We start from the raw sequence: 14,566 nt of genomic DNA on the forward strand, positions 1-14,566 counted from the left end.
GCCAGAATAGCGTCCGGGGCACGCGACCGGTAACGGCGCCCGTTCCCCGCGCGCGCCCGTTATGCTGGGCCCGTGGCGAATCTGAACAAGCTCGTGTCCAACCTGTCCAAGCGCGGCCCCCACCGCGTCCTCGTCGGCGATTTGTCCTTCGCCGGCCTGCCCGGCAAGGTCTACGTGCCGGCGGAGGGCAAGAAGCTCCCCGCCGTCGCGTTCGGCCACGACTGGCGCGAGCCGATCGAGAACTACCACCACACGCTGCGCCACCTGGCGTCGTGGGGCATCGCCGTCGCCGCCCCGGACACGGAGAACGGCTTCGTCGCCGACCACCGCGGCCTCGCCGCCGACCTGGAGTCCTGCCTGCAGATCCTCGCCGGCGTCCGCCTCGGCTCCGGCGAGATCACCGTCCTGCCGTCCCGCATGGGCCTCGTCGGCCACGGCATGGGCGCCGGCGCCGCCGTCCTGGCCGCCGCCGACCGCGAGCCGCTGAAGGGCGTCGCCGCCATCTACCCGGCCGAGGTCGCCCCGCCGGCCGCCGCCGCGGCCACCAACGTCGAGGCCCCGGGCCTCATCCTCGCCCCCGGCGAGAACCAGTGGCTCGACCGCGGCAACCCGAAGCGCCTCACCGTCAACTGGAAGGGCGACGTGATGTACCGCGAGGTGCAGAAGGCGGAGCAGGGCGGCTTCTCCGAGTCCCCGATGTGGCGCCGCCTCCTCGGCTCCGGCAAGAACCAGCGCAAGGAGCGCGAGACCGCCCTCGCCTACGTCACCGGTTTCCTCCTCGCCACCGTCGGCGAGGACAAGGACTACGCCGCGTTCGCCGACCCGAACAGCGCCATCAAGGGCACCAAGGCCTTCGGCCTGCAGCGCCTGCGCGACGAGCTGCCCGAGACCGAGTACGTCATCGTCAAGGGCCACCAGCGCCGCGAGGGCGACGAGGGCAAGGAGGAGTAGCCGCACGGCCGCACCGGGCTCCGGCCCGATGGCGGAGGGCCCGCCGGACGAGATGCATCGTCCGGCGGGCCCTCCGCCGTGTCGGGGTGAAATGCAGGCCGCTGACCGGCTCACCGCGACAGGATTCCCGCGACCGCCGCGTCCCCTCCCCTCGACGGCGGGACCGCGGCGGCGCCATCCCGATGTCCCGGATCCGGGCTCCGCTCGCCGGGCTTCCCCGCCGCGGATGCCGTGCGCGCCGCGTCGCGGAGCGTGCGCTGGACGCGCCGCAGGTCGGCATCCCACCGGTCGCGGCAGCGGTTCACGGCGTCGTGGTACTCCTGCAGGATCGCGGCGCGCCGCGCGGCCGGATCCGGACCGCTCATGCCGCTCACGTCCAGTCACCGGCCCTCGGCACCGTGACGGCGGGTTCTGGCTCCGGGGCAGGCTCAGGCGCTGGATCGGACTCGGAAGCCGGCGCCGGAGCCTGACCCTGCACAGGCTCCTGCGTGGGCGCCGACGCGGACTCATCGGCCGGGGCGGGTGCGGGCTCCCCGACCGGGGAGCCATCGCCCTTGCCCTCCGGCATCGGGAGCTCGGCGGGCGTCTCATCCGCGACCTGCTCGCGCAGCTCCGGCATGTGCTCCAGCTTTCCGGCCGGCACCGGCGGCTCCTCGGGCACCGGCTCGGGCTCGGGCTCAGGTTCCGGAGCGGGTTCGGGCGCCGGTTCGGGCTCGGGTTCCGGCGCAGGCTCGGGGCACGGCTCGGGCTCCGGGCAGGGAGCCGGCTCCGGGCACGGCTCCGGCTCGGGCTCCGGGCAGGGAGCCGGCGGGCATTCCGCCGCGACCGGTGTCGCTGGCGCCGGACAGTCCACGACGGGCGGCGGGCACGGCATCGACATGTCCAGCAGACCGCCGGCCCCCACCGAGCCCGCCACCTCCGCGGAAGCCTGGACGGCCGCGGCCGCGCCGGCGACGGCCCCCGCGCCGACCGCGATCCCCGCGTCGATCCATCCCCCGACCGCTGCGCCGATAGATGCCCCGGAGCCGGATCCCGTTCCGGTCGGGCACGCCGCCGGGGCCACCGTGCCCGGCGCGGCGGGCGGAGCTGCCGGCGGAGTGGCGGGCGGACAGTCCGGAGCAGGAGCCGACGGCATCTCTGGAGCCTGCTTCCCCGCAGGTGGCGCGGGCTCCGGCGCCGCCATCACGGGAGGCTCCGACGGCAGCCCGGCGGGTACAAGCGGCAAGGCAGGCACGGTCTCCGGAGGGCACTCGGCGACGGCCGGGCAGTCCTCCACCTCGCCCACCGCGGCGGCGGCCTCCAGCTCCGCGACGGAGCACTCCAGCAGCGCGCCGATGCACTCGTCGCGCGCCGCCAGCACGCCCTCGATGCACGCGACCAGCGAGGCGGTCACCGTGCACGCCGCCGACGCCGCCACCTGGCCCAGCACCGGCAGCTGCGACGCCGGCAGGCACGCCTCGACGACCCCGCCGGCGGCGCCGACCATCGACCCCACCAGCGCATCGGCGTGCTCCGCCACCCCGCAGGCGGCGCGTCCCCCGGCCCGCAGGCCCGCCCCCGCGGCCGCGGCGGCGTCCCAGTGCGCGCCGACGCCGCCCACCGCGCGGCCCACCGCCGCGCCGACCGCGTCGGCGGCCTCCCCGTCCAGCCCGGGCATGCGCACGACCCGGTCCGCGGACTCCGCGCACCCGCAGTCCAGGCCCGCGGCCACCGCGTCGAACGCCGCGGCGTCCAGCCCGTCGGCGCAGGCAGCGTGCGCCCCGAGGCGCGCCGCCTCCGACGCCGGCGGCGCGGCCATCCCGTGCGGCGCCGCGACGGCCGCCGCACCCGACAGCACGCCCGCCAGCCCGGCGGTCCCCGTCCCCGCGAAGGCCGTCACCGGTCCACCTCCCCCGGCCGCGGTACGGCGGTGAGACGCGTCCCCGTGACGTCGTCACGCTCCCCGAACTCCGCGAACTGGGCCGCCACCCCCGGCGCGTAGCCCGCGAGCCGCCCGGCGAGCAGCACGCCCCGCGCGCGCATCGCCTCCACCGCCGCGGCCAGGCGCGCCCCGTGGCCGGCGAACCCCGCTCCCGCCGCCGTCGCCGCGAACGGCGGCACCGCCGTCCACGACGCCCCCGCGCGCTCCGCGCGGCCCGCGACGTCGGCGGCGGCGCGGGCGACGGCCCCCGCCGTCATCCCCAGCCGCCCCGGCATGGTCTCCCCCTGCATGTCCTCGGTCCCCTCCCCGGCCGGCACGGAGCCGGCCCTCGTCGACGTGGTCTCGCATCAATAGACGCACGCGACGCCGATCCGGTTCCATCACCCCCGCCGGCGGCCCCCGCACCCCGCCGCGGCCGCCACCACCGGCCGCGCCCGCAGGCGCGGAAAACCGACGCGAAAAAAGGGGCACGGCCCGCGCGCCCATCGCGCACGAACCATGCCCCTTCCGCACCCCGCGGCTCCCCGCGGCTCCCCGCGGTTCCTCCGCGGGGACGGCCCGGCCCCTCCGGCCGGACGACGCCGCGCTACCGCGCCGCGTAGATGCGCTTGCAGCCCTCGACGCCGGTCCAGCGGAACGGGCCGGTGCCGGCGGCCAGGCCCTCGCCGACGTTGGAGAACTCGCCCGGGTCGGCGATCTCGCGCTTCTGCATCGCGTAGTACGCCTCGTCGTCCAGCTTCACGCGGTCGGCGAGGATGCGCTCGTCCTCCTCCGCGCGCAGCTGGTCGCGGTAGCCCTCGACCACGGTGCCGGAGAGGAACTCCGCGACGCAGCCGGAGCCGTAGCTGATGACGGCGACCTTCTTGCCGGCCAGGTCGTCCTCGTTGTCCAGCAGGCCCAGCAGGCCGAAGTACGCGGAGGCGGTGTAGCTGTTGCCCAGGCGGCGGTTGAAGGTGAGGGTGCTGCCCAGGTCCTCCTGCAGCTCCTCCTCGGACATGTCCACGCCGAGGGCCTCCGCCATGTGGCGGTGCGCCTTGACGGCCATGCGGGTGAACGGCTGGTGGTAGCAGAACCGGTCGATCTCCTCGAACGGCGCGCCGCCGCGGGAGAGGTAGTCGCGGTAGGCGCCCTCGACGGCGTCGTAGTAGGCGGTGATGGACAGCTTGCCCTCGACCAGCGCCTGGGAGCGGTGGTTGGGGCGCCAGAAGTCCATGACGTCGCGGGTGAAGACACCGGAGGCCGCGTCGAGCGCCAGGATGGACGGGTTCGCCGTGACGAGCATGGCGACGGCGCCGGCGCCCTGCGTCGGCTCCGCCGCGGAGTCCAGGTCGTACCGCGCGATGTCGGAGGCGATGACCAGCACCTTCTCCTCCGGGTTGCGGGCGACGAGCGCGGCGGCGAACTGCAGGCCGGCGGTCGCGGAGTAGCAGGCCTGCTTGAGCTCGACGGTGCGGACGTTCTCCGGCAGGCCCAGCAGCTCGTGGACGTAGACGCCGGCGGCCTTGGACTGGTCGATGGACGTCTCCGTCGCGAACATCAGGGTGCGGATGCCGTCGGCGCCGTGGCGGTCGATGATGCGCTTCGCCGCGGCGGCGGCCATGGTCACCGGGTCCTCGTCGGCGGCGACGACGCTCATCTGCTCCTGGCCCAGGCCCTTGTGGTACTTCGCGGGCTCGGCGCCCAGGCGCGGGGCGATGTCGGCCAGGTCGATGCGGTAGGACGCCGTCGCGAAGGCGATGTCGTCGATGCCGACGGTGGTTCCGGTGGTGGTGGTCATCTGCTCAGCTACATCCATTCCGTCTGTCAACGCTTCCGGGGCCGGCCCCGCGGCGCGCCCATGCCGGGCGCGGGCGGCGCGGGATCGCCGGCCCGTGCTCCACGGGGATTTTACGCCCGCCGGGCGCGTTCCGGGGCGGAGGGCCGGGATCCGCGCGCGGATGCGTTCCATGATAAACGCTTTGCGACGGCCGCCGCCGCGGCTCCCCGGGCTCCCCGCGCCGCGGCACGGGCCCGCGGGGCCCGGCCGGGCCCGGCCGGCGCCTCCTACTTCCCGGCGCGCTCGATGGAGACGTGCGTCGCCATCAGCTCGCCCGGGTTGGTCTGGGCGGCCATGAGGGACAGCTCGCCGCACCACACGATGGCGGCGCAGCAGGCGGCGAGGCGGCGGGCGTTGTCGCCGGGCTCGCGGTCCTCCTTGCAGCCGATGCGGCGCAGGTTCTCCTCGACGAAGTCCAGGCCCTTGCCGTTGCCGACGGAGCCGACGATGAGGTTCGGCAGCGTCGTGGAGAAGCGCGCGGAGCCATCCTCCAGCGCCTCGATCTGGGTGACGCCCTGGGAGCCCTCGACGATGTTGGCGGCGTCCTGGCCGGTGGCGAGGTAGAAGCCCAGCAGCATGTTGGCGTAGTGGGCGTTGGCGGAGCGCAGGGAGCCGGCGGCGATGGAGCCGATGAGGTTCTTCCGCTCGTTGAGCGTCGCCATGCGCTGGGCGGTGGTGCGCAGGCGCTCGCGGACGATCGGCTCCGGGATGACGGCCTCGGCGATGATGTTCTTGCCGCGGCCCAGCAGGCCGTTGACCGCCGAGGTCTTCTTGTCGGTGCACAGGTTGCCGGAGATGGAGCCGTAGCCCAGGTCGTCGATCTCGTTCATGAGGTGCGACATGAGGTTCTCGGCGGCCAGCGTCGCCATGTTGTGGCCGGACGCGTCGCCGGAGAGGAACTCGAAGCGGACGAACAGCAGGCGGCCGTAGACCTGGTAGTGGACGTCGATGAGCTTGGCGAAGCGGCTGGAGCGGGCGACGACGTCCTGCAGGCCGCCGCGCAGCTCCTCGATGCGGTCGCGGCAGACGACGGCGGCCGCCGCCGACGGGGTCTCGAAGACGACGGAGCGGGTCATCCGCTCGTCGACGAGGGTGCAGGTGATGCCGCCCTCGATCATCCGGGAGATCTTGGCGCCGCGGCCGCACGACGGCCACAGCGGCGTCTCGTAGGTGGCCAGCGGCAGCTCCAGCTCGTCCTCCATGACGTTGCCGGAGATGCGGACCGGGCCGATCCAGCTCAGCGGGATGGAGGCGAAGGACTGTTCGTGGCTCATGGCGGGGCGCTCCTGCGTCGTCGTGGGGCGCGGCCGCGGGGTGCTGCGGCGCGCGGGGTCATCACCCCGGATTCTAGGCGCGGCGCCGGCGCCTCAGTCGCCGCGGGCCGCGATGCGCGCGTCGAACGCCAGGTCCAGCGGCACGATGCCCGACTCCCGCCAGGCCTCCCGCAGGCCGTCGGCGTCGGCGTCGCCGCAGTCCAGGGCGATGCCGCAGTCGCCGCCGCCGGCTCCGGAGGACTTCCCCGGGGCGCCGTGCGCCCACGCCGCGTCGGCCAGCGCCGCCAGCAGCGGCGTCTCGATGACGGTTCCGCGGTCCGCGGCGTGGTCCGCGAGCGCAGCGCGGGCGCGCAGCACGGCGTCGGCCACGCCCGCGGCGTCGCCGGCCCCCAGCGCCTCCCCCAGGTCCGCGGCCGCGCCGGAGGCGGCGGCGACGAACGCCGCCAGCGCCGCCGGGTCGGGGGTGCGGCGGTTCGCGCGGGCCAGCTGGTCGCCGGTGTCGGCGGGGCGGCCGGTCCAGCCGACGAGCAGCCGCACCGCCGGGTCGACGGCGACGCGGTGCACCTCCCCGTCCGGCCACGGCTCCAGGACAGCGGCGACGGGGTCGGCGAGCACCCGCTCCCGCAGGGCGTCCGGGTCGGGGCGGCGGTAGGCGACGACGCCGCCGTGGGCCGCGCACGCGATGTCGCCGCCGGAGCCCGCGGCGCCGGCGAGGACGGTGGCGGCCATCGCCGCCCGGTAGCGGCCCATCGCGTCGAGCGGCACGCCGAGGGCGCGGCTCACCGCGTCGACGACCGCGACGACGACGGCGCCGGAGGAGCCCAGCCCGTACTTCCGGCCCGTCTCCGCGTCGTCCAGGTCCGAGGTGATCGCGATGTCGAGCGCCCGCGGCTCCGCGCCCCGGGCGGCGGCGACGCGGTGGGCGGCGTCGAGGGCGCGCAGCACCAGGTCCGGCTCGCCCCACTCCGCGGCGTCGACGGCGCCGCCCGGCCCCACGCGGTAGGCCCGCGGGGAGTCCCAGTGAGAGGAGGTCACCAGGCCGGGGCGGGGGCCGTCGTCACGCGAACCCCCGCGATCCGCGACCCCGGTCGCGGCCGCCTCCACGTACCGGTCGACGCCGGCGACGACCGCCAGCCCGCCCGGGTGCATGACGGCGTACTCCCCCGCCAGGTACAGCTTCCCGCAGCCCAGCCCGACCGCGGACATCAGGCCGTCCGCCGCGCGCCCGGCCCGTGGCCCGAGACCAGCACGTCGATGCCGGGGAACGCGGCGCGGAACGCCGCCTCCACCGCGGGCGCGTCCGCCGGGCGGCACAGCACCTTCACGTTCGGGCCGGCGTCCATGGTGGCGTAGCACTCCACGCCGTCCTCCTCGCGGAGCTTCACGACGAGGTCGAGGGCCGCCACCGAGTCCGGCGTCCAGTAGCGCACCGGCGGGAAGGCGCCGAGCATGCTCGCGTGCATGCGCATCGCGTTGGCCTCGGCCAGCGCGCCGACGGCGGTGAAGTCCGCGGCCGCGATGGCCTCCTTCATCGCCGCGATGTCGCCCGGCACCAGCTCCTTCCACGCCGGGAAGTACGGGGAGGTCTCCACCGTGCGGGCCATCGCCGCGCGCGAGTCGATCTTCTTGCGCCCCGGCGACAGCACCGCCACCACCAGCGCCAGCTCCAGTCCGGAGTCCGGCAGGGCGACGGCGTGGCTCGACGCGTCGTCCTCGCCCGGCAGCCACTCCACGAGGCCGCCGAAGATGGACCGGCACGCCGACCCCGAGCCCCGGCGGGCCAGGGCGGACGCCTGCGCGTCGGTGAGCTCCAGGCCGTAGGCGCCGGCCGCCGCGAGCGTCAGCGCCGCGAAGCCGGACGCCGACGACGCCAGGCCGGCACCCGTCGGGATCTCGTTGACGCTCGTGACGCGGGCCTTCGGCAGGTCGGCGGCATCGAGGCCGCGGGCCTGCGCCGCGCGCCCGCGCACCAGGTCCAGGAAGCGGCGGACCCGGTCGAGGTCCTTTCCGGTCATCTCCGCGCCGTTGAGGGTGCCGTGGTCGGCGGCCGCGGCGCCCAGCTCCACCGTCGTGGTCGTCGGGGCGATGCCCAGCGTCAGCGACAGGCTGCCGGTGGCCGGCAGCTGCTGCGCCGCGTCGCGCTTGCCCCAGTACTTCACCAGCGCGATGTTGGGGTGCGCCACCGCGGTGGCGGCGCCCTCCGCGGCGCCGGCGGCGCCGTTCACGTCGGTCCCGTTCGTCCCGGTCACGCCGGATCCACCTCCATCGTCCACGTCGCCACGGCGTTCGCGGCGGTCATCGCGTGCGCGACGCGCTCGGCGGCCTCCGCGGAGTCCGCCAGCGCCAGCACGCAGCCGCCGCAGCCGGAGCCGGTGAGCTTCGCGCCCGCCGCCCCCGCGCCGCGCGCGGCCTCCACCAGGTCCGTCAGCGCCGGATGCCCGACGCCCAGCTCGTCCAGCGCCACCTGCGCGCCGTCCATCCGCCGGCCCAGCGCCGCGACGTCGCCGCGCGCCAGGTCCCCGGCCGCCGCCTCCGTCAGGTCGCCGAGGCGGTCGAGCAGCTCGCCGCCGCGCTCCGGGCGGGACTCGACGTAGCCGCGGACCTTCGCCACGGCCAGCGACGTCGAGCCGCGCACCCCGGTGTCGCCCAGCACGATCCACATGCGGGCGCCGACCGGCAGCGGCGTCGTCTCCCCGTCCCGGAAGTGCACCGGGAGGTCGGCGCGCGTCGCCGTCGCGTCCAGCCCGGACGGGCTGCCGTGGGCGATGCGCTCGGCGGCCTGCACCAGGTCGAAGCGCTCCTTCTCCGTCAGCTCCCCGCCGGCGTAGTCGCGGATGGCCTCCACCACGGCGTGCGCCACGGCGGCGGATCCGCCCAGGCCGGCCGAGGCGGGGATGCCGCTGCGCAGGCGGATGAGCACGCCGGACTCCGGCAGCCCGAAGCGGCGCAGGGTGATGCGCACGGCCTCGCCGATGGACGCCAGCCGCTCCGGCAGCTCGCCGATCTCGATGACGTCGCCGTCGAGGCCCAGCAGGATCGGGCCGTCGGGCTCCGCGTCGACGCGGGCGACGGTGCGCAGCGTCGGCACCGGCACCGCGATGGCGGGCCGGCCGTAGACCACGGAGTGCTCGCCCAGCAGGATCGCCTTGGCGTGCGCCTCGCCCCAGGCGGAGCGGCGGGCGCCGCCCTCCGCGGGCTCCGCGGCGGGGGCGGCGAGCTCCGCGTCCGGATCCCCCAGGTCGCCCGGCAGGTCGGGCACGCCGATGAGGCTCTCGTCGTCGGCCTTCGTCATCGCGCGTCCACAGCCCCGCCGGCGTGGCGGACCTCGACGCCGCGGACGTCCGCGTCCCCGTCGACGCCCTCGACGCCCTCGACGTCGAAGCCCCACTTCGCGAACTTCTCCGCGCCGATGGCCCACACGTGGTTGAACCACTGCGTGAACGGCTCGTCGGCGCGCCGCCGCGCCAGCTCCTCCGGGGTCACCAGCACGACCTCGTCGACCTCCTCCGGGTCCGGGTCGAGGGTGTCCAGGTCGACGCGGCCGGCGTAGACGTGGTTGTACTCGTGCTCCGACAGGCCGGTGCGGTCGTCGTCGACGCGGTAGATGACCAGGCCGAGCTCCTCCAGCTCGGAGACCTCAGCGCCCAGCTCCTCCTTCGCGCGGCGGCGCACAGCGTCGGCGACGGGCTCGCCGGGCCGCGGGTGCGAGCACGTGGAGTTCGTGAGCAGCATCGGCGAGTGGTACTTCGCGGCGGCGCGGCGCTGCAGCAGCATCCGGCCGTCGCCGTCGAAGAGGAACAGGGAGAACGCGCGGTGCAGGATGCCCGGCGGCATGTGCGCCTCCATCTTCCCGACGGTGCCGAGCACGCGGCCGTCGTCGTCGACGACCTCCACCTGGATGTCGGCTTCGCCGGGGGCGAAGCGGTCGCGGATCCGATCCGGGTCCACGGTGTCGTCCGTCATCGGGGCGTCCTTCCTGCTCTGGGGAGGCTCATGGGTCACCCCTCCACTGTACGGTGCGCGACCGGCCCGGACGCGGCGAGGCCCCGCGCGCCGGGTCGCGGCGCGCGGGGCCGGGTGCGGGCCCCCGCCGGGGTCCGCGTGACGACGGCGCCCGCCCGCGGCCATGGCGCCGCGGGCGGGCGGGGTCGGGGCCGGGCGGGACTAGCCGCCGGTCTGGGTCTGGCCCTCGAAGTACCAGGAGCCGCCGCTCTGGTAGCAGGCGCGGCTGGCGACGGGCCACTGGCCGCGCGTCGCCTCGCACGACTCGTAGCTGCCGAACGGCCCCTGGTTGCGCCAGGCGAGCTGCGGGTCGGAGCCGCCCTGCGCGGGGGCGGGCGCCTGCTGCGTCCGGGTCGTCTGCGGGGCCTGCTGCTGCGTCGTGCGCTCGCGGGTGGTGCGCTCGGTCGTCGTCGCCGCACGCGGCGAGGGCGAGGACGGCGGACAGGGCGGCGCCGGCCGCGAGGGCGCGGCCGGCGGTGCGGCGGATGGTCATGCTCCGGGGGTTCCTCTCGTGGGCGCCCGCGGCGTGCGCGGCGGGCCGTGGCCGGCGGACCGGTTCCGCCGGATTCTCCACGCCACCAGCGTAGACGCGGCGCGTCACGGACTCCGCGGCGGCCGTGCGCCGCCCGCCCCATCCGGGGGTCGCCGGGGATGCGGCGGCGCCCCGCGCCGTCGTCACGCGGATCCGCGGAAGCCGGTGTCCCCCACCGGTTCCCCCCCTAGACCGCGGCGACCACCGCGGCGAGCCGCCCGGCGATGCGGCGCGCCGACTCGGCGTCGGCGGCCTCCGCCATCACGCGGAACAGCTCCTCGGTGCCCGAGGGGCGCAGCAGCACGCGGCCGGAGTCCCCGAGCTCCGCCTCCGCCTCGGCGATCGCGTCCTTCACGGAGGGCGCGTCGGCGATGGCGGACTTGTCGGCGACCGGCACGTTGATGAGCGTCTGCGGCAGCACGGTCATCACCGAGGCCAGCTCCTTCAGCGACTTGCCGGTGTCCGCCATCCGCGCCATGAGGCTCAGGCCCGTCAGCGTGCCGTCGCCGGTGGTGGCGTGCGAGGGGATGACGACGTGGCCGGACTGCTCGCCGCCCAGCGAGTAGCCGCCCGCGGCGAGGTCCGCCAGCACGTAGCGGTCGCCGACCTTCGTGGTGCGCACGTCGATGCCCTGCTCGCGCATCGCCAGCTTCAGGCCCAGGTTCGACATCACCGTCGCGACGAGGGTGGACTTGCGCAGGTCGCCGTTCTCCTTCATCGCCACCGCCAGGATGGCCAGGATCTGGTCGCCGTCGACGACGTTGCCCTCGCTGTCGACCGCCAGGCAGCGGTCCGCGTCGCCGTCGTGGGCCAGGCCCAGGTCGGCGCCGTGCTCCAGCACCGCGCGGCGGACGACCTCGATGTGGGTCGAGCCGCAGTTGTCGTTGATGTTGTACGCGTTCGGCTTGTCGTGGATGGCGACGACGTCGGCGCCGGCCGCCGCGTAGGCCATCGGCGCGGCCTTCGACGCGGCGCCGTTGGCGGCGTCGACGACGACGCGGATGCCGTCGAACTTCTGCGGCACCGCGCGCGACAGGTGCATGAGGTAACGCTCCAGGCCGTCCGGCGCCTCCTCCAGCACGCGGCCGACGCCGGTGCCGGTCGGGCCGCCCGGCTCCAGCATGTCGAGCTCCCGCTCGATGGCCTTCTCCACCGCGTCGTCCAGCTTGGTGCCGCCGGCGGAGAAGAACTTGATGCCGTTGTCCGGCATCGGGTTGTGGGAGGCGGAGATCATGACGCCCAGCTCCGCGCCGTAGTCGTCCGTCAGGTACGCCACGGCCGGGGTCGGCAGCACGCCGACGCGGATGACGTCGACGCCCTTCGACGCCAGGCCCGCGCACAGCGCGGCGGCGAGCATCTCGCCGGAGACGCGCGGGTCGCGGCCGACGACGGCGCGCGGGCGGCGCTTCGACGGGTCGGTGCCGCGGGTCAGCACGGTCGCGGCGGCCGCGCCGAGGCGCAGGGCCAGCGGCGCGGTGAGCGTCCTGTTGGCGAGTCCTCGCACGCCATCGGTTCCGAACAGGCGGGCCATGTTCCCGGTTCCTCCTGGGGTCGGTTTCCCTGTCAGCGGACCATTGTGCCACCGGGGCGGCGCCGCCCGGGGCGGCGGGTGGCCCGGGTGCGTCGCGCGGCCGGCGCGCCGCACGTGCGGCGCCCTCCGCGTGACGACGGCACCCGCCCGGCGCGGCGGGCGCAGCCACGCGGCCGGCCTGTGGGGCACCGCCTGGCGCGACCTGCGCCGCCGCCCCCTGTTCTGGGCGTCGGCCGCCATCATCCTGCTGGTGCTGCTCGTCGCGGCGTTCCCCCAGCTGTTCACCTCCCTCGACCCGCGCGACGGCAACCTCGTCGACTCGCTGGGCCCGGCCCGCGACGGCCATCCGATGGGCTTCACCCAGCAGGGCTACGACGTGTACTCGCGCGTCATCTACGGCGCCCGCGCCTCGGTCATCACCGGCATCGGCGTCACCGCCCTGGTGACGGCCATCGGCGTCGTCGTCGGCTCCGTCGCCGGCTTCCTCGGCGGCTGGGTCGACGCGATCCTGTCGCGCATCACCGACGTGTTCTTCGCCATCCCGCTCATCCTGGCCGGCATCGTGCTGATGCAGCTGTTCACCGACCGCACCATCTGGTCGGTCGTGCTGGTGCTCTCCGCGTTCGGCTGGCCGCAGATGGCCCGCGTCGTCCGCGGATCCGTGATGAGCGTGAAGCAGGAGGAGTACGTCACCGCCGCCCGGGCGCTGGGCCTGTCCCGCGCCGGGACGCTGGTGCGCCACGTGCTGCCGAACTGCCTGGCGCCCGTCATCGTCATGGCGACGACGTCGCTGGGCATCTACATCGTCGCCGAGGCGACCCTGTCGTACCTGGGCATCGGCCTGCCGACGACGACCGTCAGCTGGGGCAACGACATCTCCACGGCGCAGCAGGTGCTGCGCCAGGCCCCGTCCAACCTGTTCTGGCCGGCCGCCGCGCGGAGGTGCGCGACGTCGTGCACTCCGCCGACATCCGCGTCCACGAGGGCGAGACCGTCGCCATCGTCGGCGAGTCCGGCTCCGGCAAGTCCACCGCCGTCCACGCCGCCCTCGGCCTGCTGCCGCCCGGCGGCCGCGTCACCGGCGGCGAGAGCCTCTTCGACGGCCGCGACGTCACCGGGCTGACGGAGAAGCAGTGGGAGGAGATCCGCGGCAGCGGCATCGGCCTGGTCCCCCAGGACCCGATGACCAACCTCAACCCCGTCTGGACCGTCGGCCGGCAGGTCGAGGAGGCGCTGCACGCCAACAACGTCGCCCGCGGCTCCGACGCGCACAGGAAGGCGGTGGAGCTGCTGGAGCAGGCGGGCCTCGACGACGCCGCCGATCGCGTCGGCCAGTACCCGCACCAGTTCTCCGGCGGCATGCGCCAGCGCGCGCTCATCGCCATCGGCCTCGCCGCCCGCCCGAAGCTCCTCATCGCCGACGAGCCGACCTCCGCGCTGGACGTCACCGTCGCCAAGCGCATCCTGGACCACCTGGGCACCCTGACCCGAGAGCCGGGGACGTCGGTGCTGCTCATCACCCACGACCTGGGCCTGGCGGCGGAGCGCGCCGACCGCATCGTCGTCATGGAGCGCGGCCGCGTCGTCGAGTCCGGCCCCGCCGCCGAGGTGCTGCGCGATCCCCGCCACCCGTACACGCGCCGGCTCATCGCGGCGGCGCCGTCGCTGGCGGCCCGCCGCGGCGACCGCGTCGCCACCGTGCCGACGCGCCCCGACGAGGAGTGCCGCGAGATGCTCGTCGTCCGCGGGCTGCGCCGCGAGTTCGAGGTGCCCGGCGACAGGCCGTGGCGCAAGGAGACGTTCACCGCCGTCGACGGCGTGGACTTCACGCTGCGGCAGGGCCGCACCATCGGCATCGTCGGCGAGTCCGGCTCCGGCAAGTCGACCGTGGCGAACATGGCGCTGGGCCTGCTGGAGCCCACCGACGGCGAGGTGCTGTTCGACGGCGAGCCCGTCCACGGCCGCGGCCGCCGCGCCGAGCTGGAGCTGCGCCGCCGCATCCAGCCGATCTTCCAGAACCCCTACGCGACGCTCGACCCCATGCGGTCGGTCCACGCCGCCATCGAGGAGCCGCTGCGCATCCACCGCATCGGCGACCGGAGGGAGAGGGACGCGCGCGTCCGCGAGCTGCTCGACCGCGTCGCGCTGCCCGCGTCGATGGCCCGCCGCTTCCCCGGCGAGCTGTCCGGCGGCCAGCGCCAGCGCGTCGCCATCGCCCGCGCCCTCGCGCTGAACCCGGAGGTCGTGGTGTGCGACGAGGCGGTCTCCGCCCTGGACGTCATCGTGCAGGCGCAGGTGCTGGAGCTCCTCGCGGAGCTGCAGGAGGAGCTCGACCTCGCCTACCTGTTCATCACCCACGACCTGGCGGTCGTCCGCCAGGTCGCCGACGAGGTGGTGGTGATGGAGCGCGGCCGCGTCGTCGAGCACCGCCCGACCGACGAGCTGTTCGAGGACCCGCGCGAGGAGTACACGCGCCGGCTCCTCGACGCGATCCCGGGAGCCAACCCGGAGCTGTGACCGCTCCCCCGGTTCCCCGGGT

At 75.7% G+C, this 14,566-nt stretch carries 11 protein-coding genes and 1 pseudogene; 3 read left to right on the top strand and 9 right to left on the bottom strand.

The window, feature by feature from the left end; genetic code table 11:
- The first annotated feature begins 72 nt into the window (after positions 1 to 72).
- A complete protein-coding gene (locus tag QQS41_RS04925) occupies positions 73 to 951 on the top strand; it encodes a dienelactone hydrolase family protein (protein ID WP_448851541.1) in 879 nt (292 codons plus the stop codon).
- Between the two features lie 370 nt (positions 952 to 1,321).
- On the opposite strand, the gene QQS41_RS04930 is transcribed toward QQS41_RS04925, so the two are convergent.
- The 9 genes from QQS41_RS04930 to glmM form a co-directional block, all read right to left on the bottom strand.
- Positions 1,322 to 2,830 (bottom strand): hypothetical protein, encoded by a 1,509-nt coding sequence (locus QQS41_RS04930; protein ID WP_448851542.1) that lies wholly within the window; start codon positions 2,828 to 2,830, stop codon positions 1,322 to 1,324.
- A complete protein-coding gene (locus QQS41_RS04935; protein WP_448851543.1) occupies positions 2,827 to 3,162 on the bottom strand; it encodes a hypothetical protein in 336 nt (111 codons plus the stop codon). Before QQS41_RS04935 ends, QQS41_RS04930 begins: the two co-directional genes overlap by 4 nt.
- A gap of 296 nt (positions 3,163 to 3,458) precedes the next feature.
- Positions 3,459 to 4,649, bottom strand: coding sequence for a hydroxymethylglutaryl-CoA synthase (locus QQS41_RS04940; RefSeq protein ID WP_448851544.1), 1,191 nt, complete (start codon positions 4,647 to 4,649; stop codon positions 3,459 to 3,461).
- A gap of 266 nt (positions 4,650 to 4,915) precedes the next feature.
- Positions 4,916 to 5,962, bottom strand: coding sequence for a hydroxymethylglutaryl-CoA reductase (locus tag QQS41_RS04945; protein WP_448851545.1), 1,047 nt, complete (start codon positions 5,960 to 5,962; stop codon positions 4,916 to 4,918).
- Between the two features lie 93 nt (positions 5,963 to 6,055).
- On the bottom strand, positions 6,056 to 7,168 hold the full coding sequence (locus QQS41_RS04950) for a phosphomevalonate kinase (RefSeq protein WP_448851546.1): 1,113 nt from the start codon (positions 7,166 to 7,168) through the stop codon (positions 6,056 to 6,058).
- The gene (mvaD, locus tag QQS41_RS04955) at positions 7,168 to 8,211 is read right to left on the bottom strand and encodes a diphosphomevalonate decarboxylase (RefSeq protein ID WP_448851547.1); all 1,044 of its coding nucleotides are present in this window, start codon (positions 8,209 to 8,211) and stop codon (positions 7,168 to 7,170) included. The genes QQS41_RS04950 and mvaD overlap by 1 nt, the downstream gene beginning before the upstream one ends.
- Positions 8,208 to 9,254 carry a mevalonate kinase gene (gene mvk / locus QQS41_RS04960; RefSeq protein ID WP_448851548.1) on the bottom strand — a complete coding sequence of 349 codons (1,047 nt, stop codon included), beginning with the start codon at positions 9,252 to 9,254 and terminating at the stop codon, positions 8,208 to 8,210. Before mvk ends, mvaD begins: the two co-directional genes overlap by 4 nt.
- The gene (gene idi, locus QQS41_RS04965; protein ID WP_448851549.1) at positions 9,251 to 9,925 is read right to left on the bottom strand and encodes an isopentenyl-diphosphate Delta-isomerase; all 675 of its coding nucleotides are present in this window, start codon (positions 9,923 to 9,925) and stop codon (positions 9,251 to 9,253) included. The genes mvk and idi overlap by 4 nt, the downstream gene beginning before the upstream one ends.
- Before the next feature lie 758 nt (positions 9,926 to 10,683).
- Positions 10,684 to 12,027, bottom strand: a complete 1,344-nt coding sequence (gene glmM / locus QQS41_RS04970; RefSeq protein WP_448851550.1) for a phosphoglucosamine mutase — start codon at positions 12,025 to 12,027, stop codon at positions 10,684 to 10,686.
- A 130-nt stretch (positions 12,028 to 12,157) separates the two neighbouring features.
- Between glmM and QQS41_RS04975 the strand changes: the two are divergent.
- Together QQS41_RS04975 and QQS41_RS04980 are read left to right on the top strand one after the other, a co-directional pair.
- Positions 12,158 to 12,964, top strand: a pseudogene (locus QQS41_RS04975) (ABC transporter permease); the annotation flags it as partial.
- Complete coding sequence (locus QQS41_RS04980; protein WP_448851985.1) at positions 12,949 to 14,544, top strand: dipeptide ABC transporter ATP-binding protein; 1,596 nt, start codon at positions 12,949 to 12,951, stop codon at positions 14,542 to 14,544. The pseudogene QQS41_RS04975 and the gene QQS41_RS04980, both read left to right, overlap by 16 nt.
- The last annotated feature ends 22 nt before the right edge of the window (positions 14,545 to 14,566 follow it).

This window comes from Corynebacterium sp. 335C, assembly GCF_053525695.1.

Coding starts and splice junctions, on each gene's coding strand:
- QQS41_RS04945 (WP_448851545.1), bottom strand. CDS start 5,962: ATGAGCCACGAACAGTCCTTCGCCTCCATCCCGCTGAGCTGGATCGGC.
- QQS41_RS04935 (WP_448851543.1), bottom strand. CDS start 3,162: ATGCAGGGGGAGACCATGCCGGGGCGGCTGGGGATGACGGCGGGGGCC.
- glmM (WP_448851550.1), bottom strand. CDS start 12,027: ATGGCCCGCCTGTTCGGAACCGATGGCGTGCGAGGACTCGCCAACAGG.
- idi (WP_448851549.1), bottom strand. CDS start 9,925: ATGACGGACGACACCGTGGACCCGGATCGGATCCGCGACCGCTTCGCC.
- QQS41_RS04950 (WP_448851546.1), bottom strand. CDS start 7,168: ATGTCCGCGGTCGGGCTGGGCTGCGGGAAGCTGTACCTGGCGGGGGAG.
- mvk (WP_448851548.1), bottom strand. CDS start 9,254: ATGACGAAGGCCGACGACGAGAGCCTCATCGGCGTGCCCGACCTGCCG.
- QQS41_RS04940 (WP_448851544.1), bottom strand. CDS start 4,649: ATGACCACCACCACCGGAACCACCGTCGGCATCGACGACATCGCCTTC.